Source organism: Micromonospora sp. WMMA1976 (assembly GCF_027497335.1).
In the GTDB taxonomy this organism is placed as follows: domain Bacteria; phylum Actinomycetota; class Actinomycetes; order Mycobacteriales; family Micromonosporaceae; genus Micromonospora; species Micromonospora aurantiaca.
The window spans coordinates 6,139,984-6,163,985 of record NZ_CP114912.1 but is presented as its reverse complement, the minus strand read 5'-3'; the positions used below and the strand labels follow the sequence as shown (position 1 = coordinate 6,163,985).

The 24,002-nt window shown below is 72.5% G+C and carries 25 protein-coding genes and 1 pseudogene; 4 read left to right on the top strand and 22 right to left on the bottom strand.

Annotated elements, in window-relative coordinates:
- Positions 1 to 35 precede the first annotated feature (35 nt).
- The 4 genes from pheA to O7546_RS28475 all read right to left on the bottom strand — a co-directional run bounded on the left by pheA (position 36) and on the right by O7546_RS28475 (position 2,959).
- A complete protein-coding gene (gene pheA, locus O7546_RS28490) occupies positions 36 to 992 on the bottom strand; it encodes a prephenate dehydratase (RefSeq protein ID WP_194800334.1) in 957 nt (318 codons plus the stop codon).
- Positions 993 to 1,002: 10 nt separating this feature from the next.
- On the bottom strand, positions 1,003 to 1,578 hold the full coding sequence (locus O7546_RS28485) for a hypothetical protein (protein WP_194800335.1): 576 nt from the start codon (positions 1,576 to 1,578) through the stop codon (positions 1,003 to 1,005).
- A 49-nt stretch (positions 1,579 to 1,627) separates the two neighbouring features.
- Positions 1,628 to 2,077, bottom strand: a complete 450-nt coding sequence (locus O7546_RS28480) for a hypothetical protein (RefSeq protein ID WP_194800336.1) — start codon at positions 2,075 to 2,077, stop codon at positions 1,628 to 1,630.
- Positions 2,078 to 2,221: 144 nt separating this feature from the next.
- Complete coding sequence (locus O7546_RS28475; protein WP_194800337.1) at positions 2,222 to 2,959, bottom strand: hypothetical protein; 738 nt, start codon at positions 2,957 to 2,959, stop codon at positions 2,222 to 2,224.
- A gap of 162 nt (positions 2,960 to 3,121) precedes the next feature.
- Here O7546_RS28475 and O7546_RS28470 point away from each other — a divergent pair, with 162 nt between their 5' ends.
- Positions 3,122 to 4,336, top strand: a complete 1,215-nt coding sequence (locus O7546_RS28470) for an arginine deiminase (RefSeq protein ID WP_194800338.1) — start codon at positions 3,122 to 3,124, stop codon at positions 4,334 to 4,336.
- Between the two features lie 10 nt (positions 4,337 to 4,346).
- Here O7546_RS28470 and O7546_RS28465 read toward each other — a convergent pair whose 3' ends face one another.
- The 12 genes and pseudogenes from O7546_RS28465 to O7546_RS28410 all read right to left on the bottom strand — a co-directional run.
- A complete protein-coding gene (locus tag O7546_RS28465; protein WP_194800339.1) occupies positions 4,347 to 5,231 on the bottom strand; it encodes a DUF5926 family protein in 885 nt (294 codons plus the stop codon).
- Between the two features lie 86 nt (positions 5,232 to 5,317).
- Complete coding sequence (locus tag O7546_RS28460; RefSeq protein WP_194800340.1) at positions 5,318 to 5,767, bottom strand: ATP-binding protein; 450 nt, start codon at positions 5,765 to 5,767, stop codon at positions 5,318 to 5,320.
- Positions 5,768 to 5,798: 31 nt separating this feature from the next.
- Complete coding sequence (locus O7546_RS28455; protein ID WP_194800341.1) at positions 5,799 to 7,253, bottom strand: ATP-binding protein; 1,455 nt, start codon at positions 7,251 to 7,253, stop codon at positions 5,799 to 5,801.
- Positions 7,254 to 7,329: 76 nt separating this feature from the next.
- The gene (locus O7546_RS28450; protein ID WP_194800342.1) at positions 7,330 to 8,121 is read right to left on the bottom strand and encodes a glycerophosphodiester phosphodiesterase family protein; all 792 of its coding nucleotides are present in this window, start codon (positions 8,119 to 8,121) and stop codon (positions 7,330 to 7,332) included.
- A 15-nt stretch (positions 8,122 to 8,136) separates the two neighbouring features.
- On the bottom strand, positions 8,137 to 8,472 hold the full coding sequence (locus O7546_RS28445; RefSeq protein WP_013289303.1) for a rhodanese-like domain-containing protein: 336 nt from the start codon (positions 8,470 to 8,472) through the stop codon (positions 8,137 to 8,139).
- A 28-nt stretch (positions 8,473 to 8,500) separates the two neighbouring features.
- Positions 8,501 to 9,436 carry an LCP family protein gene (locus O7546_RS28440; protein WP_194800434.1) on the bottom strand — a complete coding sequence of 312 codons (936 nt, stop codon included), beginning with the start codon at positions 9,434 to 9,436 and terminating at the stop codon, positions 8,501 to 8,503.
- Positions 9,437 to 9,615: 179 nt separating this feature from the next.
- A complete protein-coding gene (locus O7546_RS28435; protein ID WP_194800343.1) occupies positions 9,616 to 10,830 on the bottom strand; it encodes an LCP family protein in 1,215 nt (404 codons plus the stop codon).
- Between the two features lie 203 nt (positions 10,831 to 11,033).
- A complete protein-coding gene (locus O7546_RS28430) occupies positions 11,034 to 12,281 on the bottom strand; it encodes an LCP family protein (protein ID WP_281600249.1) in 1,248 nt (415 codons plus the stop codon).
- 74 nt (positions 12,282 to 12,355) lie between these two features.
- Complete coding sequence (locus tag O7546_RS28425; RefSeq protein WP_194800345.1) at positions 12,356 to 13,333, bottom strand: NAD-dependent epimerase/dehydratase family protein; 978 nt, start codon at positions 13,331 to 13,333, stop codon at positions 12,356 to 12,358.
- Between the two features lie 67 nt (positions 13,334 to 13,400).
- Entirely contained in the window at positions 13,401 to 15,074 is a 1,674-nt protein-coding gene (locus tag O7546_RS28420) for a cation acetate symporter (protein WP_120572582.1), read from the bottom strand.
- Entirely contained in the window at positions 15,052 to 15,420 is a 369-nt protein-coding gene (locus tag O7546_RS28415; protein WP_194800346.1) for a DUF485 domain-containing protein, read from the bottom strand. Before O7546_RS28415 ends, O7546_RS28420 begins: the two co-directional genes overlap by 23 nt.
- A 240-nt stretch (positions 15,421 to 15,660) precedes the next feature.
- Positions 15,661 to 16,200, bottom strand: a pseudogene (locus tag O7546_RS28410) (flavin reductase family protein); the annotation flags it as partial.
- 46 nt (positions 16,201 to 16,246) lie between these two features.
- On the opposite strand from O7546_RS28410, the gene O7546_RS28405 reads away from it, so the two are divergent.
- Complete coding sequence (locus O7546_RS28405) at positions 16,247 to 16,504, top strand: hypothetical protein (protein WP_194800348.1); 258 nt, start codon at positions 16,247 to 16,249, stop codon at positions 16,502 to 16,504.
- A gap of 21 nt (positions 16,505 to 16,525) precedes the next feature.
- Here the strand turns inward: O7546_RS28405 and O7546_RS28400 are convergent, their stop codons facing one another.
- The 3 genes from O7546_RS28400 to O7546_RS28390 are packed head-to-tail and all read right to left on the bottom strand — an operon-like array spanning position 16,526 to position 19,460.
- On the bottom strand, positions 16,526 to 17,017 hold the full coding sequence (locus O7546_RS28400; RefSeq protein ID WP_194800349.1) for an SRPBCC family protein: 492 nt from the start codon (positions 17,015 to 17,017) through the stop codon (positions 16,526 to 16,528).
- Positions 17,017 to 18,711 (bottom strand): ABC transporter permease, encoded by a 1,695-nt coding sequence (locus O7546_RS28395; protein WP_281600247.1) that lies wholly within the window; start codon positions 18,709 to 18,711, stop codon positions 17,017 to 17,019. Before O7546_RS28395 ends, O7546_RS28400 begins: the two co-directional genes overlap by 1 nt.
- Positions 18,696 to 19,460, bottom strand: coding sequence for an ABC transporter ATP-binding protein (locus O7546_RS28390; RefSeq protein WP_135242523.1), 765 nt, complete (start codon positions 19,458 to 19,460; stop codon positions 18,696 to 18,698). Before O7546_RS28390 ends, O7546_RS28395 begins: the two co-directional genes overlap by 16 nt.
- Positions 19,461 to 19,611: 151 nt before the next feature.
- On the opposite strand from O7546_RS28390, the gene O7546_RS28385 reads away from it, so the two are divergent.
- Both O7546_RS28385 and O7546_RS28380 read left to right on the top strand, forming a co-directional pair.
- Positions 19,612 to 20,112 carry a SigE family RNA polymerase sigma factor gene (locus O7546_RS28385; protein WP_269697842.1) on the top strand — a complete coding sequence of 167 codons (501 nt, stop codon included), beginning with the start codon at positions 19,612 to 19,614 and terminating at the stop codon, positions 20,110 to 20,112.
- On the top strand, positions 20,105 to 20,959 hold the full coding sequence (locus O7546_RS28380) for a hypothetical protein (protein WP_281600246.1): 855 nt from the start codon (positions 20,105 to 20,107) through the stop codon (positions 20,957 to 20,959). Before O7546_RS28385 ends, O7546_RS28380 begins: the two co-directional genes overlap by 8 nt.
- Positions 20,960 to 21,003: 44 nt before the next feature.
- Here the strand turns inward: O7546_RS28380 and O7546_RS28375 are convergent, their stop codons facing one another.
- The 3 genes from O7546_RS28375 to O7546_RS28365 all read right to left on the bottom strand — a co-directional run bounded on the left by O7546_RS28375 (position 21,004) and on the right by O7546_RS28365 (position 23,919).
- On the bottom strand, positions 21,004 to 22,644 hold the full coding sequence (locus O7546_RS28375) for a cation acetate symporter (protein WP_281600245.1): 1,641 nt from the start codon (positions 22,642 to 22,644) through the stop codon (positions 21,004 to 21,006).
- Positions 22,644 to 22,994, bottom strand: coding sequence for a DUF485 domain-containing protein (locus O7546_RS28370; RefSeq protein ID WP_194800436.1), 351 nt, complete (start codon positions 22,992 to 22,994; stop codon positions 22,644 to 22,646). The genes O7546_RS28375 and O7546_RS28370 overlap by 1 nt, the downstream gene beginning before the upstream one ends.
- Before the next feature lie 262 nt (positions 22,995 to 23,256).
- Entirely contained in the window at positions 23,257 to 23,919 is a 663-nt protein-coding gene (locus O7546_RS28365) for a DUF5701 family protein (RefSeq protein WP_281600244.1), read from the bottom strand.
- Between the last annotated feature and the right edge of the window lie 83 nt (positions 23,920 to 24,002).

Below are 24,002 nucleotides of genomic sequence, written 5' to 3'. Positions count from 1 at the left end.
TGCCCGGGGCGTCCGCCGAGGTCGCCCCGGGCCGGTCAGCTCAGCTCACCGGACCGCAGCCGGGCCACCCAGGCCGCCGCGTCGGCGTAGTCGGCGTCGGTGAGCCCCGGCGGCACCGGCGTCTGCTGGTCGCCCGCCGCCGTGCTCCAGCGGTGCCGGGGGTACGACCCCAGGAACCGCACGTCGGCGCAGACCCGGCGCAGCCCCTGCAACGCCTCGCCGAGGCGTACGTCGGCGACGTGCCCGGCGCAGTCAAGGAAGAACACGTAGCGGCCGAGCGCCTCGCCGGTCGGGCGGGACTCGATCCGGGTCATGTTCACGCCGCGTACGGCCAGCTCCATCAGCACCGCCAGCAGCGCGCCCACCCGGTCGTGTGCGAGGCACACCGCGAGCGAGGTCAGGTCGTCTCCGGTGGGCGGCGGGGGCGGCCCGGGGCGGGACACCAGCGCGAACCGGGTCACCGCGTCGGGGTGGTCGGCGATCTTGTCGGCCAGCACCGCCAGGCGGTGCCGGCTCGCGCCGATCGGGGCGCAGATGGCGGCGTCGTACTCGCCGCTCGCCGCCCCGGCCGCGGCGGCGCCGTTGGAGAGCACGTCGACCACTGTGGCGTCCGGCAGATGTTCCCGCAGCCAGCCCCGGCACTGGGTGGACGCCTGCGGGTGGGCCGCGACGGAACGGACGCCGGACAGCGTGGTGCCGGCGCGGGCGGCCAGCACGAACTCCACTGGGAGGACCACCTCGCGGGTGATCACCAGCGGGTCGCCCTCGACCAGCTCGTCGAGCGTCACCCCGACCGCGCCGCCGATGGAGTTCTCCAGTGGCACCAGCGCCGCGTCCGCCTCTCCGGCGCGTACCGCGTCGAGCGCCTCACCGACGCTGCGGGCCGGTGTGCGGTCCCCGCGCTCGGCGGCGGGCACCGTACGCAGGGCCTGCTCGGCGAAGGTGCCCTCGGGGCCCAGGTAGACGAAGCGGGTCGGCGGTGTTCCCGGCATGTCGACCAGCCTACGCACCCGGCGTGCCGTCGCAGGCCAGGGTACGGATGCCGACCGGCGCCAGGGTCCGCACCTCGACGCCGCACACGTCCGTGCCGGCGGTGACCAGCTGCGGCGTGCCGGTCTCGCCGCGCGTGACCACCTGCAACTCCTCGTGCCCGGTGACCGTCAGCACGGTGTACTGCCAGCCCTCGGCGCAGAGCGGACCGGTCGCCACGGTGACCCGGACGTCGCGGGGCAGGACGCCGGCGGATCCGCGCAGCAGCGCGACGATCCGGTCGCCGGACGGCCGTCCCCGGCAGGGCGCCGCCGACACCGGCACGGCCGGCGAGAGCGTCGGTGCCGGCGGTGGCACGGGTGCGGCCGAGTTCGCGCTCGGCGTGGGCGTGGCGGACACCGACGGGACCGGGAGTGGCGTGGCGGCGGCGGACGGCGCGCGCAGCTCGGGCGGGGCGCCGCAGGCGGTGAGGGCGAGCAGCGTCAGCAGCGCCAGCGGGCGGTGGCGGCGCCGGGGGTGTGGGGTGCGGGGCACGGGGGCGTCCTCGGGGCATCGAGGGGTGTCGTCGTGTGGTGGGGCCGAGGCCATCGTAGGAGCAGGACCGGCCGGCGTGAAGCGCGCCGGGTCTGGTCGCGGATCAGACGGCGGAGAGGAAGGTGAGCGAGCCGGCCACCGTGCCGTCGGTCAGCACCGGCGTGGAGATGGCGTCGACGGTCCGGCCGGCGTCGGAGCCGGGCCCCTGCACCCGCAGCAGGCCGCGGGCGAGCCGCCCGGAGTGCAGCGCCAGCAACGGCGGGATCTTGTCGGTCTCCTGCTCGGTCAGCTCGCTCGGGCTCGCCGTGAAGTCGACGAGGCGCAGGCCGCCCTCCAGCAGCGGCAGGCCGATCACGTCCTCCGGGGCGCCCAGGCAGAGCAGGTCGCAGCCGGACGAGGAGATCGCCACGACAGTGGTGCCGGCGTCGATCAGCAGGCACGGTTCGGCGGCCCGGGAGACCATGCCGGACCAGTGCCCGAAGTTGTCGGACTCCTGCTCGGTGGATGCCGCGGGCGCGAACACTTCCGAGAGTGAGAGTTCGACGTGGGCCACCGCGCCTCCTATGTACACCGACGGTCTGTCCACGCTAGCCGGTCGGTGCGGCGGAAGCATCGGCTGCCGGGCGGCCGGCGACGGCGCGGACCGACGGAACCAGTCGGGGGCGGTGCCGTGGGCCGCGTGGCGTCGCCGGAGACGTTACCGGCGGGCGGCCCGCTTGTCAGCGGCCGTTCGGCCCTCGTCATACCACCGGTAGTCGGCGGTTGGACGGTACGTGCCGTTGAACCACGTGGCCGGCGCCTGCGCGACGCGGGAGAGCTTCTCGGCGGTGGCCGGACTGATCCGGTTCCCACCGGCCACGAGCAGGCGGTCCAGCTCGCGGTGGGTGGCCATGAGGCAGTCCTTCGGCAGGCCGTAGACGCTGATCACCCCGGAGCCGACGAACGTCAGCACCGGCGTCACCGGGATCGGCAGGCCGACCGCGTCGGAGAGGGCCTTGCTGGCGCGCTTGGCGTCCCGGCGGGCCTCCTGCACGTACGGCGGGCGCTTGCCGTTGATCTGGACCACGTCGCCGGCCACCAGCACGCGGGCCCGGCCGTGGTCGGCGATGGTGACCGCGAACAGACCGCTCGGGCCGATGGCCAGGAACCCGGCCCGGTCGTCGCGGCCGCGGTCGAGCAGCATGTCGGCCGGGTCCGTCCGGGGCCACTCGATGACGTGCCAGGCGGGACCGAGGTGGTCGAGTTGGCCGAGGGCGCGAGCCCCTGCCGCTTCCAACCGGCGGGCCCCCCGCTCCGCCCGGCGACGCCGGGCCCACTCCAATGGAGTCGGTCGGGCCGGCTCGAGCACCGAGGTGGGCTCGACCCGGGAGTGCGGCACCGTGCGGGGCGGCAGTGCCCTGCTCGGTACAGCCTGACGAGCGGGAAAGACAGTCATCGCGACCTCCGGCAAAAGGTCTCTCGAAGTTATGTCTCCACTACCCTACGTTGCGCCCCCGGGGGCTCGGCAAGTTGGACCGCCGGAGTGAGTGCGGATGAATGCCATATTCATTCACACTTCTTTTCCGGATGGTGCGTAAGCCTGCCCTAGGCTGCGGGGGTGACCCACTATGTGGACAGCGAAGTCGCCCGGCTCGGGACGGTGCTGCTGCACCGCCCGGGGCCGGAACTGGCCCGCCTCACCCCACGCAACAACGACAGCCTCCTGTTCGACGCTATCCCGTGGGTGGGACGCGCGCAGGAGGAGCACGACGCGTTCGCGGCGGCGTTGCGGTCGCGCGGGGTCGAGGTGCTCTACCTGGCCGACCTGCTGGCCGAGACGCTCGCCGTGCCCGACGCCCGGGCCGAACTGACCGAGCAGGTGCTGCGGTCCCGCCGGCTCGGCCACACCCTGCGGCGCCGCGTCGCCGACCATCTGGCGTTCCTCGATCCGGCCGGGCTGGCCGACGTGCTCACCGCCGGGCTCGCCCACGAGGAACTGCGGCTCGGCGCCGACCGCCCCGGCGGTCTGGTCTGGACGCTCATGGACCGGCACGACTTCGTCATCGACCCGCTGCCCAACCTGCTGTTCACCCGCGACTCGTCGGTCTGGATCGGCGACCGGGTCGGCGTGACGAGCCTGGCCATGCCGGCCCGGCGGCGGGAGACCACGCTCACCGACGCGATCTACCGCTACCACCCGCGCTTCGTCGGCACCGAGTTCGTCTACCACCCCCGGATGGAGCACCTGGAGGGCGGCGACGTGCTGCTGCTCGCGCCGGGGGTGCTCGCCGTCGGCGTCGGTGAACGCACCACCCCGGCCGGCGCGGAACGGCTGGCCCGGCAGGTGTTCGCGGCCGGCCTGGCGCACACCATCCTGGTGGTGCCGATCGCGCAGGAACGCGCCACCATGCACCTGGACACCATCTGCACGATGGTCGACGTGGACGCCGTGCTGATGTACCCCAACGTCGCCCACGAGCTGTCCGCGTACACGGTCATCGCCGGCGCGGACGGCGACGACCTGCGGGTCGACGGCCCGGCGCCGTTCCTGCGGGCCGCCGCCGACGCGATGGACCTGGACCAGCTCCGGGTGATCGACACCGGTCTGGACCCGGTCACCGCCGAACGCGAGCAGTGGGACGACGGCAACAACACGCTCGCGCTCGCGCCCCGGCTGTGCGTCGGCTACGAGCGCAACGTGGAGACCAACGCGCAACTGGAACGCGCCGGCATCGAGGTGATCGCCATCGCCGGGTCCGAACTGGGCTCCGGGCGGGGCGGCCCGCGCTGCATGTCCTGCCCGCTGGTGCGGGAGAAGGGCGGGGCCGCCTGACCCGGAGACGTCAGCGCAGCGTCAGCTGGCGGCCGAGCAGACCCTGGCGGGCCCGGCGGCCGGCCGCGTCGAGCGGCTCCCGCTCCGCGACCGCCTCGGCGTAGCGCTTGGCGAACTCCGCCACCGGCGCCTCCCACTCGGCGGCCGGGGTGTCCTCCGGCAGGTCCCAGACCGGCGCGAGGCGCCCGTGCGCCCGGAACATGCCCGCGAACTTCGTGTCGTCACCGAGCGTCAGCGCGCCCGCCGCGGCGAGCCGGGACAGCGCGTCGAGCGCGGTGTCCTCGTCCTCCGGCAGGACCAGGCGCACGTGGGCCTTCTCCGGCACCTGGCACCAGTACGCGGCCGGCGCGGCGGCCAGCTTGACGGTCGGGTAGATGGCCGAGTTGGCCCGCTCCAGGGACGCCTGGACGTTCGGGTCGTCGGCGGCGCCCGGGTCGAGCCAGAAGTCGAAACCGTCGTGCATGGTGATCTCCAGCGGGCCGTCCACCAGGATGTCCTGGAGGCGGGGGCCCGGCCCGGGCAGCGGCGGCACGCTCACCTGGCCGCCCGGCTCGGTGCGCAGCGCGGAGATCAGCGCGTCGGCCAGGTCGCGGGAGACGTCGCCGGACTGCTGGTGCCGCTGCAGGCCGATGAAGACGCGCCCGTCCGGCTTGGTCATCGCCGGTGCGGCCATCGGCAGCACTGTCGCCAGCGTGACCGGCCGGTCGCCGTACTCCTCGATCAGTTCCGGGGTCAGCCGCAGCGGCGCGGACGCCGCCGGGACCAACTCGCGCAGGGCGATCCACTCCGGCTCGTCCGCCAGGCCCTCGAACGGCCGGGGCACGAAGACGTCGCGCACCTTCTCCCGCTTCGGGGTGGCCTCGCCGGCCCGCTGGTTCTTCCGACGCTTGCTCATGCGCCCGCTCCGCTCCGCTCGGTCATGGCGAGACAGCCTAGATGCCGGGTCTCGGCGGCGGGGGCCGGACCCGTCCGCCGCGTCGGTCAGCCGGCGGCGACCAGGTCGGTCCGCTGCGCCGGGACCGGGTCGAACCGCGCCCACACGCTCTGGCCCAGGCCGTCGCGCTCCACGCCCCAGCCGCTGGCGAGCCCGGCGACGATGTGCAGCCCGCGGCCGTCGGCCGCGTCCGGCGAGGCGGTACGCATGCACGGGCCGGCACCGGAACCGCCGTCGGTGACCCGCAGCTCGACGCTCGGCCCCTGCTCGGTCGGGCGCAGCCGCCAGGCGACCCGCACCACCCCGCCGGGCAGGGAGTCGGCGTGCCGGACCGCGTTGCCGACCAGCTCGGCGAGAACCGCGACCAGGTCGGCCACCAGGACCGGGGGTACGACACCGGTCAGCTCGTCGGCGAGCCGATGCCGGGCCAGGCGCGCGCCGGTGGCGTCGTGGGGCACCACCACGCACCACGACCGTTCGGCCGGACCAGTCGACACGTCGTTCCTTCCCCGCCCGTGAGCGCCCCGGTCAACCCCGGGGCAGCCGCACCTCTGCGACCGTACCGCCACCGGCTCTGGGCCGGAGGGATACCCATCCATTCTGCTGTTCAACGATCTGGCGGACGAGATAGAGACCGAGCCCGGCACCGGGATACCGGCGGCGGTCGCCGGACTCCCCCTGCCAGAACCGGTCGAAGGCCCGCTCCACGTGTTCCGGCCGGATGCCGATGCCCCGGTCGGCGACCCGGAACGAGACGGTCCGCTCGTTGGCCTCGGCGGTGATCTCGATCGGTGTGTCCGGCAGCGAGTACTTCCCGGCGTTCGTACCCAGTTCGGTGAGGACCGTGGCGAGGCTGTGCCGGTCGCCGAGCGCCTTGGGCAGGTCGGCGGGCAGATCGAGCACGACCCGGTGCCGGACGTCCGCCGGCAGGTCCACCACCGCCGCGCGCAGCGCGTCGACCAGGTCGAACGGCGCGGCCGGCTCGCCACCGGGACGGTTCTCGGTGGCGGTGGTCAGCAGCCGGTCCACCAGGCGGGCCAGTTCGTTGGCGCGCTGGCCGATGATCCGGGCGGCCTGCCTGCGGTCGCCGTCGCTCAGCGAGTCCCAGTGGTCGGTGAGCGTGTCCGCGTACCCCTTGATGACGGTGACCGGGGTCCGCAGTTCGTGGCTGGTCACCGCGACGAACAGGTCCCGGTCGTGGTCGCGCCGCTGCTGGTCGGTGGTGTCGCGGAAGCTGACCACGCGCAGCGCGTTCGGGCCGGGCAGTTCGCCGGACGTGATTCGCAGCCAGCGGCCGTCCGGGAGCCGGTGGTCGAGCACCTGACCGGGCGGCGGCAGCGGGAACGGCAGCGGCCGGCTCAGCGCCTCGTCCGCCGGCCGCCCGGTCACCTCGACCGCGGCCGGGTTCCAGAGCCGGACCCGGCCGTCCCGGTCCACCACCGCGAGGCCGTCGGCGAGCGCCGCCACGACCGGGCCGTCCCCGTGTACGGGCAGGCCGGTCTGGTCGCCGTACATGTGGGCGATGCAGGCGGCGATGTAGCCGATGACGGCGCGTTGCGAGGGTTGCAGCGGTTCGCCCAGCGGGTAGAGCGCGTGCAGGCTGCCGATGGTGAGCCCGCCGATCTCGGCGCGCGCCACGATCATCCGGCAGAGGCCCCGGCCGGCGACCTCGTCGGCGAGCGCACCGGGGATCGCGTCGACCCGGACCTCCCGTACCGGCGGGCCGGCGAGCAGGCAGACGGTGGCCGGGTCGGTGGCGGGCAGCGGGCGGCCGAGGACGAACTCGGCGCTGCCGGTCGCGGCGACGACCCGTCCGCCGGCCGGGGTGAACTCCACGAAGACCAGGCCGGCCGCGCCGACCGCGGGTTCGACCTCGCGGAGCAGGCGGGTGAGGACGGCGAGGCCGGACTCGCCCGAGTTGATCATGTTGATCACTGCGGTGTGGCCGGCGATGAGGGCGGGGTAGTCGGTTCGCTCCGGCATGTCCCGAGTGTGCCGCGCCGTCCGCGTCCGGGACACCCCCGGCCGGTCGACCGTCTCCGGTACCGATCGACGGGGCTCACCGGCCCAACCGGGCCAGCGCGTGGGCCGGCCGGTCGGTGATCACCCCGTCCACGCCCGCTTCCAGCACGAGTTCCAGGTCCTCCGGCTCGTTGACGGTCCAGACGTACACCGAGTTGCCGGCGGCGCGCAGTGAGGGGACCAGGCGGGGGCGGGCCCGGACCAGGTCCACGCCGGGGCCGGCGATCCGGGCGCCGAACGGCAGCCGGCCCAGCGGCAGCAGGCGCGGCAGCACCTCCAGCAGCAGCACGGTGGGCAGCGCCGGTGCGAGTTCCCGGACCCGGCGTACGGCGAGCGGCGAGAACGACATCACCGTCACCTGGACCGGATGGTCCGGCCGTGGTTCGGCCAGCCCGTACCGGCGCAGCATCTCGACCAGGCGGCGCTCGACCTCGCCCCGGTAGCGGGACGGGTGCTTGGTCTCGATCAGCAGCCGGACCGGCCGCCCGGCGGCCAGCACCGCGTCGAGCAGCCGCTCGAGCGTGAGCAGCCGGGTGTGCGACTCGTCGAGCGGCACGTCGTCCTCGGCGAGCGTCGCGGCCCGGTGCCAGGAACCGAAGTCAAGCGACTCCAGCTCGGCGAGAGTCCGCGCGCTGACCAGACCGTGGCCGTTGCTGGTGCGGTCCAGCCGGCGGTCGTGCACGCAGACCAGGTGCCCGTCGCGGGTCAGCCGGACGTCGCACTCCAGCCCGTCCGCGCCCTCGTCCAGGGCGCGCAGATAGGCGGCGAGAGTGTGCTCCGGCAGGTCGTACGAGGCGCCGCGATGGGCGAAGACCAGGGGGACGGTCATGGCCGTGTCACCGGCTCAGGCGACCCGGCCCGGCTGCCCGTCGTCGGTGACCACCGGACGGCCCGCGGCGGCCCAGTCGCCCATCCCGCCGTCGACGTTGCGGACCTGGTCCCAGCCGTTGCGCATGAGGTAGCCGACCACCTGGGCGGACCGGCCGCCGGAACGGCAGATCACCGCCACGTCGCGGTCCTGCGGGATCTCGGCGATCCGGGCGGGCAACTCGGTCATCGGCAGGTGGTGGGCGGCCGGCGCGTGGCCGGCGGCCCACTCGTCGTCCTCGCGGACGTCGAGCAGGTAGACGTCGTCGGGCACGGCCGACGCGGGCACGCTGGGTAGTGAGGCTCCGAACACGGTAACCAAGCCTAGTCGCCCGTGGCGCTCACAGCCGGTTGACCCAGCGCGGGTTGGCGCCGGCCCACTCCGGCACGCGCGTGTCGCGCAGCGCGCCGAACAGCCCGGCGCCGCCGTCGTCCAGCACCACGTACGAGACGCCGTCGATGGTCTGCGGGTAGGAGGGCACCTGAACCCCGCGCACGGCGTCCGCGGGCAGGCCGCGCAACGCGAACAACAGCTCGTCCAGGGGTACGCCGTTGGTGTCCACGGTCAGCGCCCCGCCGGCGGCGCGCAGCACCCGGTCCAGCTTGACCGGGTCGCTGCGCAGCCGCGTCTCGCCCGCCCGGTCGAGCACCGCCCGCAGCATCTGCTGCTGGTGCCGCTGCCTGTCGAAGTCGCCACCGGGCAGGTCGTAGCGCTGCCGCACGTAGTCGAGCGTCCGCGCGCCGTCCATCTGCTGGCAGCCGGCCTCGAACTGGTACCGGGTGTGGATCGAGCGGACCGGCGTGTCCACACACATCCGGATGCCGCCGAGCTGGTCGATCACCTCCTTGAAGCCGGAGAAGTCGACGAGTGCCGCGCCGTCGAAGCGGATCCCGGTGAGCCGGTTCAGGGTGGTGCTGAGCAGGCGTGCGCCGCCCTCACCGCCGCCGCCGTGCTCGTACGCGGCGTTGACCTTGTCCTGGCCGCCGGGGAAGCCCGGTGCCGGGGGGAGCGCCACCAGCAGGTCGCGCGGCACGGAGATCAGGTACGCCTGCCGCATCCCGGCCGGCACGTGCACGATCAGGATGCTGTCGGAGCGCTGGTCCTCCGGGTTCGCGCCGGGCCGGTGGTCCGAGCCGATCAGCAGGTAGTTGAGTGCGCCGTCCAAGTCCGTCCGCTTCTTGCGGGCGGCCGGGTCGAGCAGTTGTTCCTTGGCGACGGTGCGGTCGTAGCGCGAGGTGAGCCAGTGCAGCCCGGCGACGCCGAGCGTGGCGAGCAGGACCAGGACGAGGCCGGTGCCGAGCAGGAACCGGGCCCAGCGGGCGGGTCCACCCCGCCCGCGTCGGTTCCGTGCTGGCCTGGACGTGACGATCCCCCCGTAGCCGCGACATGAGACCCGCTCACGTCAGGCTACGGGGGGATCGGCTGACCGGTATCGCTTTCGCGCAGGTCAGCGGGTCATTTCCGGGTGGAGAGGACGTCCGGGTTGTTCACCACGAAGTCGGCCAGCTTGTCGTTCTTGACCGCCTGGAACATGTCCATCGTCGTCTCGTTGAACGTCTCCCGGCCGTTGTCGTTGCCGGCGAAGGTGCCACCGTTGGTCCGCAGGGTGACCAGGTCGTTCCCGTTGAGGTTCTTGAGCGTGAAGATGAAGTCGGCGATCGGCACGCCGCCGGTGTCCAGGACGAACGCCTTGCCCGCGGCCTTCATCAGCGAGTTCAGCTTCAGCGGGTTGGTCAGCATGCCGCCCTCGGTGGCCTTCTTGGCCATCGCCTTGATCAGCTGCTGCTGGTTCTGCTGTCTGTCGTAGTCGCTGTTCGGCAGGCCGTAGCGCTGGCGGGAGTAGTCGAGCGCCTCCCAGCCCTCCATCTCCCGGCAGCCCTTCTTGTGCACCACTGCCTTGTACGGCTTGCCGGTCTTCTTCGCGTCGGCGTTCCACATCGGCTTGCCGTCGACGTACGACATGTGGTGCGACTTGACCTCGTGGCTCACGCAGATCCGCACCGAGCCGAGCGCGTCGATCACGCTCTTGAAGCCGCCGAAGTTGATGATCGCGGCGCCGTCGAAGCCGATCCCGGTCATCGACTTGATCGTCTTGGCCATCAGCTGAGCGCCGCCCTCCCAGCCGCCGCCGTTCTGGGCGCCGTGGAAGAAGGCCGCGTTGATCTTGTCGGTGCCGCCCCTGTAGCCGCTCTTCTCGAACGCCGGGATACGCGCCTCGGTGTCCCGGGGGATCGAGATCAGGTACGCCTGGTCGTGGCTGGCCGGGATGTGCAGGATGATGATCGTGTCCGACCGTACGTCATCGGCGGCCCAGCGCTCGCGGGCGTCCACACCGAGCAGCAGCATGTCGATCGGGCCTTCGAGGCTGTTACCGCCCTCGGCCTCGCTCTTGCCCGCTCCGCCGAGCAGGTTGCGCTGGGCGATGTTGTCGGTGGCCTGGCCGATCACCGCCTTGCTGCCGACGATCGCGACGCCACTGGTCACCATCAGCACGGCGCCGAGCACCAGCGTGAGCTTCGCCCAGAGCGGGTCCTTGCGCTTGGTGCGCTTCTTCTTGCCACCGCCGGGACCGCGACCGCCGGAGCCGGGCTGTGTGGGGATGACCGGAGGGACCCGCCCGGATGATCCGGGTGCCGGTGACTGCGGGCGACGGCTGGTCTGGACCGACATGCGTGCTCCAGCTCGGTGATCGGGGGCGGGACCACTTTACGTATCTGTTCCCGTATTCGCGACCTCGTAGGCCCGCAATTCCCGTCAATACCGGCCTACATCCTCGGGTTGTGGCCGAACGGGCAGGGGTAAGGAGCCGGTCGGCGGTTGGCCTCCGTGGTGGCGAGGCTCTAGCGCTCGTTGCCGGTCATGTCGTGCCGACGTCAGCCGCCCGCGTTGTCGCCCGAACCCTTCTTGTTGGCCTGCATCCACTCGGCCATCCGGTCCGCGGCGATCGCCTTGTACATCGCCAGCGCCTTCTCCCGGTCGGAGGCCACCACCGACTGGCCGTCGATGGTCTGGCCGCCCAGGTGCGGGCTGGTGACGAAGGTCAGGTTCTCGCCCCGCAGGCTGCGGAACTGCACTGCCATGTCGGTCAACGAGAATCCCTGGTCGACCGTGACGGCGGCGGTCACCGCCTTGAGGAAGTCGTTCAGCTTCTTCGGGTTGGTGAGCGTCCCGGTGCTGGCCGCCTTGTCCATCAGCGCCTTCAGGAACTCCTGCTGGTGCCGCATCCGGGCGAAGTCGCCGTCCGGGAACTGCTTGCGCTGCCGGACCCAGTCCAGCGCCTCGGCGCCGTTCATGTGGTTCACGCCCTTGGTGAACGTCCGGTACGGCTTGTGGATCGAGGTGATGGTCCGCTCCACCTTGAGGTCGACCCCGCCCAGGGCGTCGGTGACCTCCTTGAAACCGCCGAAGTCGATGGCCATGACGTGGTCGATCCGTACGTCGGTGAAGCACTCCACGGTCTTCACCGCGAGCGGCAGGCCGCCGAACGCGAACGCGGCGTTGATCTTGTTGCGCGAGCCCGAGTCGCAGGACGCGCCGGCGCTCTCCGGGATCGGCACGTACAGGTCACGCGGCACCGAGACCAGGTAGGCGCTCTTGTGGTCGGCCGGGATGTGCATGACGATCACGGTGTCCGCGCGCCACTTGCCGGAACCGTCGACAGGGGCGTCCGGATCCCGCGAGTCGCTGCCCACGAGCAGGATGTTGAACGCGCCCTCGACCTGCTTGGCCGGCCGGCCGCCGGTGATCCCGGCGAACGGGTCGGTGCGCGCCAGGTCGTCGTCCAGATTGCGGGCGTAGAACCACGCGCCGAGGCCGCCGAGCAGCGCCAGCACCAGCACCGCGACACCCGCCACCAGGCCGATGCGCCCCCAGCGCGGCCGGGGGCCACGCCGCCCGGACCCGCCTGGACCGTCACCGCCCGGACCACCGGGCCCGGCCGGTCCGGCCGGGCCGCCGGGACCGCCCGAGCGGGGCGCCTCGTCGTGTGCGGGGTACCACCTGGTGTCGGAGGGCCGGGCGCGCCCGGTGGCGGCCCGGCCGGAGCCGGGAACCGAGGCGCGGCCCGCGCCCCGGCTGAGGTGTCGGGGGATCGGGGCGCCGGCAGACGAGGTCGCTGACATGTAACCGAGGGTAGGTCGGCCGGGCCACCGACGCCCTCGTACGCGCGCCGATGTCAGCCGCGTCCCCGGCGGGTTCAGTACCCGAGACGCCCGCGGAAGTACTCGATCGTGCGTCGGAGGCCGTCTTCGGGCGTGACGCTCGGCTCGTATCCCAGCAGTTCGCGGGCGAGGGTCAGGTCCGGGCGGCGCATCTCCGGGTCATCGGAGGCACGAGTGATGTAGCTCACCTCGGATGTGCTTCCGGTGAGTGACACGATCGTCTCGGCCAGTTGCCGCATCGACATCTCGTGCTCGGTGCCGCAGTTGATCGGCCCGGTCTGGGTCGAGTCGAGCAGCAGCAGGATGCCGCGCACCAGGTCGTCGACGTAGCAGATCGAGCGGGTCTGGTCGCCGGTGCCGTGCACGGTGATCGGCTCGCCGCGCAGCGCCTGGGAGATGAACGTCGGGATGGCGCGGCCGTCGTCCGGGCGCATCCGCGGGCCGTACGTGTTGAAGATCCGCACGATCGCGGTGTCGGTGCCCCGGCTGCGGTGGTACGCCATGGTGGCCGCCTCGGAGAAGCGCTTCGCCTCGTCGTAGACGCTCCGGATGCCGATCGGGTTGACGTTGCCCCAGTACGTCTCGCGCTGCGGGTGCTCCTTGGGGTCGCCGTACGCCTCGGAGGTGGAGGCCATCAGGAACCGCGCGCCGTCGTCGGTGGCCCGCTCCAGCAGCGCCAGCGTGGCCACCGAGCCGACCCGGAGGATCTCCACCGGCAGCTTCTCGAAGTCGGTGGGGCTGGCCGGGGACGCCATGTGCAGGATCGCGTCGAACCGCTCGGCCATCGCCGGGTGCTGCGGCAGGCCGTCGGAGATGTCCGCCTCGACGAGCGTGAAGGTCGGCTGGTCCAGCAGGTGGGCCACGTTGTCCTTGGACCCGGTCACGAAGTTGTCCAGCACCACGACGGTGCAGCCGCGCTCGACGAGCCGGTCGACGAGGTGGGACGGGACGAAACCGGCGCCGCCGGTGACGAGGATGCGGTGTCCGGTACCGAAGCGGGGAGCGACCTTCATGGCGGTCAGCCTATACACGCGAGGCGGGGCCCCCGCGTAAGGCAGGGGCCCCGCTCGACCGTGGTGCTCAGTGGGCGCCGGCTCCGGTGAGCGAGCGCACCTCCAGCTCCGCGTACTTCTCCTCGTCGCTCTCCTTGGACAGGATCGTGCCGAGCCAGCCGCACAGGAAGCCGAACGGGATCGAGATGATGCCCGGGTTCGACAGCGGGAACCACTGCCAGTCGTGGTCGGGGAACATCGCCGTCGGCGCGCCGGAGACGACCGGCGAGAAGAAGACGAGCACCACGGCGGCGAGCAGGCCGCCGTAGATGGCCCAGACCGCGCCCGAGGTGTTGAACCGCTTCCAGAACAGGCTGTAGAGGATTGCCGGCAGGTTGCCCGACGCGGCCACCGCGAACGCCAGTGCGACCAGGAACGCCACGTTCAGGTTCTGCGCGTAGATCGACAGGACGATCGACACCGCGCCGATCACCAGCGCGGAGATCCGGGCGACGTTCACCTCCTGCCGCTCCGACGCCTGCCCGTTCTTCATCACGTTGGCGTAGAAGTCGTGCGCCAGGCTGGACGACGACGCCAGGGTGAGTCCGGCGACCACCGCGAGGATCGTGGCGAACGCGACCGCCGCGATGATCGCCAGCAGTGTGGCGCCGCCCAGGTTCCCGCCGAGGAAGTCCACACCCAGTGCCTCGGCGAGCTGTGGCGCCGCCGTGTTGCCCGCCTTGTCCTGCTCGGTGATCGCCTGCCCGCCGACGATCGCCGCCGCGCCGAAGCCCAGCGCCAGGGTGAGCAGGTAGAACGTGCCGATGATGCCGATCGCCCAGAGCACGCTCTTACGGGCCGCCCGTGCGGTCGGCACGGTGTAGAAGCGGATCAGGATGTGCGGCAGGCCAGCCGTGCCGAGGACCAGTGCGATGCCCAGCGAGAGCAGGTCCATCTTGCTGTAGAAGGTCTTCAGTGCGTCGCCGGGTGTCTCCACGCCGTAGCGCAGCCCGGGTTCGAGGAACGCCGCTCCCTTGCCCGAGGCGCTGGCCGCGTCGCCGAGCAGCGAGGACAGGTTGAACTTGTACTTGGCGAGCACCAGCAGCGTCATCGCCAGCGCGCCGCCCATCAGCAGGAACGCCTTGACGATCTGGACGTACGTGGTGCCCTTCATGCCGCCGACGGTCACGTAGATGATCATCAGGGCGCCGACCATGATGATGGTGGCGACCTTCGCGGTGTCGGCGTCCATGCCGAGGAACGTGGTGCCCGGCTTGATGCCGAGCAGCAGGGCGACGAGCGCGCCGGCGCCGACCATCTGGGCCAGCAGGTAGAAGATCGACACCGTGATGGTGGAGACCGCCGCCGCGGTCCGGACCGGCCGCTGCCGCATCCGGAACGCCAGGACGTCCGCCATCGTGTACCGGCCGGAGTTGCGCAGCAGTTCGGCCACGAGCAGCAGCGCCACCAGCCAGGCGACCAGGAAGCCGATCGAGTAGAGGAAGCCGTCGTAGCCGTAGAGCGCGATGATGCCGGCGATACCCAGGAAGGACGCCGCCGACATGTAGTCGCCGCCGATCGCCATGCCGTTCTGGAAGCCGGAGAAGGACCGGCCGCCGGCGTAGAAGTCGGTGGCGGTCTTGGTCTGCCGGCTGGCCCAGACGGTGATCGCCAGCGTGATCGCCACGAAGACCAGGAACAGCGTGATGGTGAGGTTCCGGGCGGTGGTGCTGCCCGCCTCAGCCGCGAGGACCGTGTTCATGGGTCACCTCCCCCATCTCGTCGCGGAGCCGGTCGGCGACCGGATCGATCCGGCGGCTGGCGAACCGCGAGTAGAACCAGGCGATGAGGAACGTGGAGACGAACTGGAGCAGGCCGAAGACCAGGGCGACGTTGATGTTGCCGATCAGCTTCGTGCCCATGAATCCCCGCGCGTACGCGGAGAGGATGACGTAGAGCGCGTACCACAGGAAGAACGCGACGGTCATCGGGAAGACGAAGCCGCGCAGCGTGCGCCGCAACCCGGCGAACTCGTCCGACCGCTGGACGGCGAGGTACCGTTCCGCCGCCGACTCGGCGGGTGCGGACGCGGGTGTGTCCGTGGACATCTGTGGATCACCACCTTCGCAAGGCGTGGGGGGAGTTTCGCGCACGGTAGAGAGCGCGCTCCCGGCCCGGGAAGGCTCCGCCGAGGGCCGGTCGACGCTTGCGCCGAACGGCACCCCCACTGCGCCCAGTGACCCACGTCACTCCGCTAACCGGTCACCCCCACCCCGTCGATCATGAGGTTGACGGCGACAAATCGAACGCGGAACGCGGCCAACCTCATGATCGACGGAGCGGAGGGGTCAGCCGGGGAGGTCGCGGTAGCGGCCCCGGTAGTGCAGCAGCGGGGGTGTGTCACGGGGCAGGTCCACCGATTCGATCGTCGCCTCCACCAGCAGGGCCCAGCCGTACTCGCGGGCGGTGTCCAGGCGGCAGCCCGCCCACCCGCCGGCGTCCGCGGGCACCGGCCCGTACGGCGTCTCGGTCCAGGCGTCCAGCGCGAACAGGCCACCGGGCGACGGGAACAGTCCGGCGAAACGGTCGGCGAGCTGCCGGTGCTGCGGGCCCAGCGGGGCCACCGCGAACCGTCCCGCCTCCTCGATCGCCGCCCACAGGTCCGACTCCGCGTCGACCAGACCGAGCAGCCGGTCCGGCTCGCCCTCGGCGACCAGCGTGGAGGAGACGGTCAGCCCGGCCGGGCCGGGCGTGGTCCAGAGCGTCACCGGGGCGGCCAGCCGGCCGCGCAGCCGGCGTACCGGCGAGCGTTGCGCGGTCGGTGCCGCGAACGGGTCGGTGGAGTGGATCTGCGCGCCCGGCTCTGGATTCACGTGAAACATTGTGCCGCCCGCCGGCGGGCGAGGTTCGACGGAACGCCCTACCCTGCCGGGCATGAATCTCATCCCCCCGCAGCAGCTCGCCCAGGAACGGGTGGTCGCCGCCGACGCCGTCCTCGGCGGCCAGGTCGACCTGCGCGCCTATCCGCACCGGCACCTGCTGCTCCGGGCGAACAACACCTGGGGTCGCCGGGCGTTCCAGCCGCTGATGGAAGCGGTCGAGCACCTGTCCAACTACGGCTGGGAGCTGGTCACCATGACCAGCGTCGGCGACGGCCACCACGTCTACGCGGCGATGCGCCGCACCGCCTGACGGCGGGCCGAGACGCGCGGATCAATCGTCGGCGAGCAACCGGCGGGCGGCGGCCAGCACCTCCGGGTCGGCGCAGCCGTCCGCGTACCCGGCGATCCGGCGCCGGATGTCGCGCCCGAGCAACCACTCCCCGATCCGCTCGGCGACCGGGCGCAGGAACGCCGGGCGGCAGCGGAAGTTGTACCGCCACGTCGCGACAGTGGTGCCGGGATCGGGGCCGGGCGCGAACCGCCAGCCGCCGCCGAACCGTTCGAAGAACCACGGTCCGCGCACCATCTTCATGCCGACGTTCGTCGGCGGCGACCAGGAGACGTACTCGCTGACCATGACCAGGCCGTGCCGGGAGCGGGTGTACGTGCGCACGCCCCGGCCGGGCCGCGTCGCACCGTCGACGAAGTGCTGTTCCCGGACGAACGGGTCCCAGCGGTACCGCACCGGGGCGGTGGTCTGGGAGACGGCGAACGCCAGCTCCGGGGGAACGGGGACGGTGGTGACCGCCTCGACGACCGGCATCAGCGCCTCGGGGTGACGTTGGCGAGCAGCTCCGGCTGCCGGTGGTCGAGCGTGTCCCCGGCCATGTACGCGCCGAGCAGTGCCGCGCCCCCGCCGTACGCCAGGCCGAGCGGCAGCGCCAGCCAGAGCCACACGTCGCCGAGCAGCGCGGCGGCCACCACGAACGGCACCGCCACCACCGCCGAGCCGATCATGGAGACCAGCGTGAGCAGACCCTTGGTGAAGCCCGCGCCGCTGTTCAGGGCGAACGGGTTGCTCGACTCGGGCAGCGAGTACGCGCCGAGCACGGAGACGAATGCGTTGATCGCCAGCCCGCAGCCGTACGCCGCGAACAACGCGCCACCCATCACGCCGAGCCATTCGGGCCGGCCGAGGACGATCGCCAGCGCCACCGCGATCACCACGAGCATCGGCACCACGTAGATCGAGAACGCGGCCATCCGCGCCCGCAGCTCCACCCGCCCCGGCACACCGGCGACCACGTTCGCCGCGTACGAGCTGCCGTCGAAGCCGAACTGGTTGGCGAGCGTCAACGACGCGAGCGCCCCCACGAAGATCATGGTGAGGCTGACCATCGCCGGTGAGGAATCGGCTGTGGCCTGGTCGAACGCGGCGCCGCCCTCGGACAGGAACGCGGGGCCGCCCAGGTTGACCATCAGCGGCACGAACACGCCGACCACGGCGATGGTGATCAGGTTGGCCCGGCGGCGGGCGTCCCGCCACCAGTAGCGGCACTCCCGGGCGACGATCGCGCCGAACCGGTCCCGCCGGGCCCAGCCCACCGCGCGGGGGAAGAGCTGCGAGACCGCGCCGCCGGCCACAGCGCGCGGCGTCCGCGCGGGGCCGCTGCTCGCCGCGCCCACCATCGCCGTCTCCAGCGACCGGGACCACCAGAACAGGAGTACGCCGAGCGTCGCGAGCGCGATCAGCAGCTTCACCACCGCCGCGCCGGCCCGGCCCTGGGCCACGTCCAGACCGGCGGTCCACGGTGCGCCGAACGGCGTCCAGCCGACCACCCCTGCCACTCCGTCCAGCCGGTCCCAGTCGGTCTGCCGTACCGCGGCGAGCACCAGCAACTGCAACGGCCCGAGCAGCGCGGCCAGCACCGCGAGCAGCACGGCGGCCAGGTCGCGGACCCGGCGGGAGCGCAGCATCGTCGCGAACGCACTGGTCAGCGCCCGGGCACCGGCCAGGCAGACGAGCAGCCCGACGACCACGCCGAGCACGCCGACCAGTGCGGCCGCCCACCCACCGAGCGCGCCGGCGGTGACCACCAGCCCGGCCGCCGTGATCGCCGTCGCCAGCGCCGGCACGCTCACCAGCGCGGCGGCGAGCAGGCCGGTGACCAGGGTGCGGCGGGACAGCGGCAGCAGCGCGAACCGGGCCGGGTCGAGCGTCTCGTCCACGCCGAAGAAGACGAGCGGCAGGAGCAGCCAGCCGAGCGTGAGCAGGCCACCGCCGAAGGCGGCGATCATCAACGCGTACCGGGACTCACCGGCCAGGCCCGGAGCGGCCAGCAGGAAGAACCCGACGGCGGCGAACCAGAGCCCGAACAGCAGGCCGAGGACGAACAACGCGACCCGCCACGTCTGGCCCCGGAAGTTGTTGCCGAGCACCCGCAGCTTGAGCCGGACGAAGTGCCAGGGCGACACCCGCCGGGCCGGGCGCTCGGGCACGGTCACCGGGACAGCCACGACAGCTCCTCGCCGGTGGCGGTCCGGCCGCCGACCACCTCCACGAAGACGTCCTCCAGCGACCGGTCGCCGCGCACCTCGGTGAGCGTGCCCACCCGCTTGATCCGGCCCTCGGCCAGGATCGCCACGTGGGAGCAGAGCCGCTCGACCACCTCCATCACGTGGCTGGAGAAGATCACCGTCCCGCCGCCGCCGACGTACCGGTGCAGGATGTCGCGGATCAGCGCCGCCGAGACCGGGTCGACCGCCTCGAACGGCTCGTCCAGCACCAGCAGGCGCGGACCGTGCAGCAGCGCGCAGGCCAGCCCGATCTTCTTCTTCATGCCGGCCGAGTAGTCGACCACGAGCGTGCGGCCGGCGTCGGAGAGCGCCAGCACGTCGAGCAGCTCCGCCGCCCGCTGGTCGACCACCGCCGGGTCCATGCCGCGCAGCAGACCGTGGTACGCCAGCAGCTCCGCCCCGCTCAGCCGGTCGAAGAGGCGTACGCCGTCCGGCATCACGCCGAGCAGGCTCTTGGCGCGTACCGGGTCGGCCCAGACGTCGTACCCGAGGACCCGCGCCTCACCGGCGTCGGGCCGCAGCAGGCCGACGGCCATGGAGAGGGTCGTGGTCTTGCCCGCGCCGTTCGGGCCGAGCAGGCCGTAGAACGAGCCGGTCGGCACCGCGAGGTCGACGCCCGCCACCGCGACCTTGGTGTCGAAGCGCTTGGCCAGACCACGAAGGGACAGTGCCGGGTGCTGATCGGTCATGGTCCGACCGTATCGGGCTCCGGCCAGCGGCCGCTCGGGCGGCAGGATGATCTCGCATCATCCCTGAGAGGTACGAGTCGCATTGCCGACGGCCTGCAACCGGCGACCCGGGCGGTGGGTGTCAGTCCCAGGGACGGCAGCGGGGAGAGACATGGATCCGGACAGTGCGTTCGAGGAGTTCTACCGGAGCAGCAGACAACGCGTGGTGACGGTGCTGTACGCGCTCGGCGGTGACCGGGCCGAGGCGCAGGACGCCGCCCAGGAGGCGTACGCGCGGGCCTGGCAACGCTGGTCGCAGGTCAGCGAGTACGACGACCCGGAGGCATGGGTCCGTACCGTGGGCCACCGCCTGCTGGTCAACCGGTGGCGCAAGGTGCGCAACAGCGTCGTCGCCTACCGGCGGCACGGTCCACCACCGCCGGTGCGGCCACCCTCGGAGAACACCGTGGCGCTGGTCGCCGCACTGCGGCAGCTCTCCGCGGACCAGCGGCAGGCAGTGGTCCTCTATCACCTGGCCGACCTCTCGGTCGCGGAGATCGCCGCGCAGACCGGCGTACCCAGCGGGACGGTCAAGGCTCGCCTCTCCCGGGGCCGCAAGGCCCTCGCCGCCCTGCTCGACATGACCCTGCCGGAGGAGATCCGCAATGCCTGATCCGATCTTCTCGGACCTCTACCGGGACACCGAGCACCTCGTCTGGCCACCCACCGAGCAGGTGCGGCGTCGAGGCCGGCAGCGGGCGCGGCGTATCCAGCTCGCCGCCGGTCTGGCCGCCGCGGTAGCGGTGGGCGTCGTCGCGTCAGGTGTGGCGCTGGCCCGTCCCGACGCCGCACCGCCACCCGTGCCGCCGGCCACCGTCGTTCCCACCCCGCCGAAACCGACGCAGGCGCCCACGCCGAGTTCCACGCCGTCGGCCGAGCCGTCCGAGAGCGGGTCGCCGACGCCGAGCCGCACCACCGGACGGCCACCCGGCACGACCGGCGGCGAGACCGGCCGCGCGCCGACCAGGACGATTCCGGCGGCGGCGATGCTTCAGCTCGCCGACCTGCCGACGGGCTTCACGATGACGACAAAGGTGGAGGGGGACTGGTCCCTGGAGTCCGTGACCATCTACTGCGAGAACGAGTCGCCGGCGCTGAACGCCGGTCAGGTGGCCAGCAGGTCGGTGCAGTTCGACTCACCCAGCGACTGGATCGTCGAGCGGGTGACGCGGCACTCGGGCACCTCGGCCGACACTGTCATGAAGCGGGTCCGCCAGTTGGTCACGGGCTGCCGGCCGACGCGCCCGGAGGACTCGTTGTCCATCATGGCGGAGTCGCTCGGCGGCGACGACGCGGTGCTCGTGGGCGGCGACATGGGGACGCCTGCCCGCTGGGTGGTGGTGCGGCAGGGCGACCTGGTCGCCCAACTGCGAGTCGATCATCAGACCACGCCGAGCGAGGCCAGGCGAGTGGTCGGGTGGGTGGTCAACCGCCTCTGCGCCGGCACGGACACCTGCTGACCGGTGCTCGGGTGTGCGGCGTGGCCGGTGCGAGCGGCCCCGCCTCACAGGCGCAGGGACTCCGGGGTGTGCAGGCGGAGCATGGTCGCGCGGACGTCGCGGGGCAGCCGCCGCCGGCTCGCCATCGACACGACCACCATGACGGTGAACGCCAGCGGCACCGTCCACGCCGCCGGCTGGGTGGTCAGCGTCGCCGGCCAGCCGGTCAACGGCGGGCCCAGCACGGTGAGCAGGACCGCACCGACCGCCGCGCCGCCGCCGACCAGCACCCCGGCGGCGGCGCCCAGGTCGGTCAGGCCGCGCCACCAGATGCCGAGCACCAGCAGCGGGCAGAAACTGGACGCGGCCACCGCGAACGCCAGCCCCACCACCTGCGACACGTCCAGCCCGGAGACGTTCAGGGAGAGCACCGCCGGCACCCCACCGGCGATCACCGTGGCGAGCCGGAACCCGCGTACCGAGCCGCGGCCCAGCACGTCCGTCGAGATCACCCCGGCGACGCTGGTGAGCAGGCCGGACGAGGTGGACAGGAACGCCGCGAACGCGCCGGCCGCGACCAGCGCGGCGAGCAGCCGACCGGTCGTGCCGTCGCCGAGCGCCGCACCGGGCAGCAGCACCACCACCGCGTCGGTCTGGCCGCTCACCAGCAGTTGCGGGGTGTAGATGCGGCCAAGCACGCCGTAGACCGTCGGCAGCAGATAGAAGACGCCGACCAGCGCCAGCACCACGAGCGTGGTCCGGCGGGCGGCGGCGCCGTCGGGGTTGGTGTAGAAGCGGACCAGCACGTGCGGCAGGCCCATCGTGCCGAGGAACGTGGCCAGGATCAGGGAGTACGTGGCGAACAGTCCCCTGTCGTCCTCGCCCGCGGTGTCCGGCAGCAGCCATTCGGTGACGCCGGTCGCCGCGCCGGACACCTCCGGCACCGGGTCACCGGCGGCGAACTCGAGGCGGTCGCCGGGGCGTACCTCCCGGATGTCACCGTCGGGCAGGGTGAGCGTCGCGCGGTGCTCGACCACGACTGTGGTCGCGGTCCGGAACGTCGGCCCGTCGGGTGGGGTCACCGCGGGGCGGGCGTCGGCCTGCCACTGCAATGCCAGGAAGATCGCGGGTACGGCGAGCGCGGTGAGCTTCAGCCAGTACTGGAACGCCTGCACGAACGTGATCGCCCGCATGCCGCCCAGCGCCACGTTCGCCGTCACCACCACGGCGACCAGCAGCGCCCCGAGCGGATACGGCGAGCCGGTGAGCGTGGCCAGCGTCAGCCCGGCGCCCTGCAACTGCGGCACCAGGTAGAGCCAGCCGATGAAGATCACGAAGACGGTGGCGAGCGTGCGCAGCCGGCGGGAACCGAGCCGCACCTCGCAGAAGTCGGGCAGCGTGAACGCGCCGGAGCGGCGCAGCGGCGCGGCCACGAACAGCAGCAGCGCGAGGTATCCGGCCGCGAAGCCGACCGGGTACCAGAGCACGTCCACGCCGTACTTGAGGATCAGCCCGGCGACGCCGAGGAAGCTCGCCGCCGACAGGTACTCCCCGCCGATCGCGGCGGCGTTCCAGGTCGGGCTGACCGCCCGGGACGCGACCAGGAAGTCCGAGGTGGTGCGGGCCAGCCGCAGCCCGTAGAAGCCGATGCCGACGGTGACCAGGGTGACGGCGACGATCGCCGGGACCACGTAGCCGTTTGACATCAGCGTTCCGGCCGTCGAATCAGGTCGACGAAGTCCTGCTCGTTTCGTTCGGCCAGGCGCACGTACGCCCAGCCGACCACGATCAGGAACGGGAAGGACACGACGCCGAGCAGCAGCCACGGCAGGTTGACCCCGAGCACGGTGACCCGGCCTACGGTGGGTGCGATGGCGAACAGCCACGGCAGGCCGCCGAGCGCGACCAGCACCAGCAGGCTGAGCCGCAGCGCGAGGGAGAGCTGGGCGCGCATCAGCCCCTGCACCAGCGTCTCACCGACCGGAGTCTGCTGGGTCAGCTCGGAGCGGGTGCGGTCGGCCGGATTGCCGACCCGGGAGACCTCGGCCAGCACGATCCGGGTCCGCTTCGGCGCGGCGGCCGGCGCCGGCGCGCTTCCCGGCTCGGCGGTAGGTGGGGACGCGCGCGGACCGGGAACCGGGGCGGCCTCGGTGGGCCGCCCCGTCAGATGCTGTTCCTCGGCTCCGGTCACCTCCGGCAGTCTCGCCCGCTCAGCGGGAATGTCAAGAGCACGGTTCCGAGCCCTGTGCACAACCTGTGGATAACGCTTCACTGTTGTGGATAACCCAGTGGATGACGCGGAGACGTTGTGGACGGCCTCAGCCCAGGGCCATCCGTACCGGGTTGGCGGTCGCCGAGCCGAGCCAGGTGTGCGGGTTGCCGAACCAGCACCAGCCGAGCTTCGGCGCGCCCTGGCTGATCCACAGCGCGGGCACCCGGCGGTCGCCGCAGCGCGACCCCACGAGCGAGAAGCACCTGTTGCTCGCCAGTGCCTGCGGGTGCAGCGTGACGAACGCCAGCCCTTCGTCGATGGTGATCGGCAGCCGGTCCTTCGCGGTCATGTCCTCCAGCGCGGCAGACGGCGGCACGTTGCGGTACTCCTCGCCCCGGTCCACGTCGAACAGCAGGTACGCGGGCCCGGCGGGCACCTCGAGCTCCTTTATCGGGTGGAAGGTGGGCAGGTCGTCGGCGGGGAAGTTGCGGTCGAGGACGCCGGTCTTGCGCTTGCCGGCCAGCGTGGTGAGCGCGATGCGCTCCGGCACCGGCACCAGTTCCCGCGTGGTCACCAGCAGGAACGGCACCCGCGCGTCGGTGGGCCCGGCCAGGCCGGCGGCACCGGTGACCGCCGCGTCCCGCAGCGGGGTGAGCAGCGTCCGGAACTCCTCCTCGGTCTGCCCGGCCAGTGCCGGGTAGCCGAGCTGCACGAGGCGGTCGAGTTGGCTGTCGAATTCGGTAGCGGCGTCGAAGCGGTCGTCGGACATGCGGTCCCCCACCCTGTCGTACGGTCTGCCGTACATTGTACGCCAGCGCGCGGCAGCGACAAGCCGACGACCGCGCGCCGACG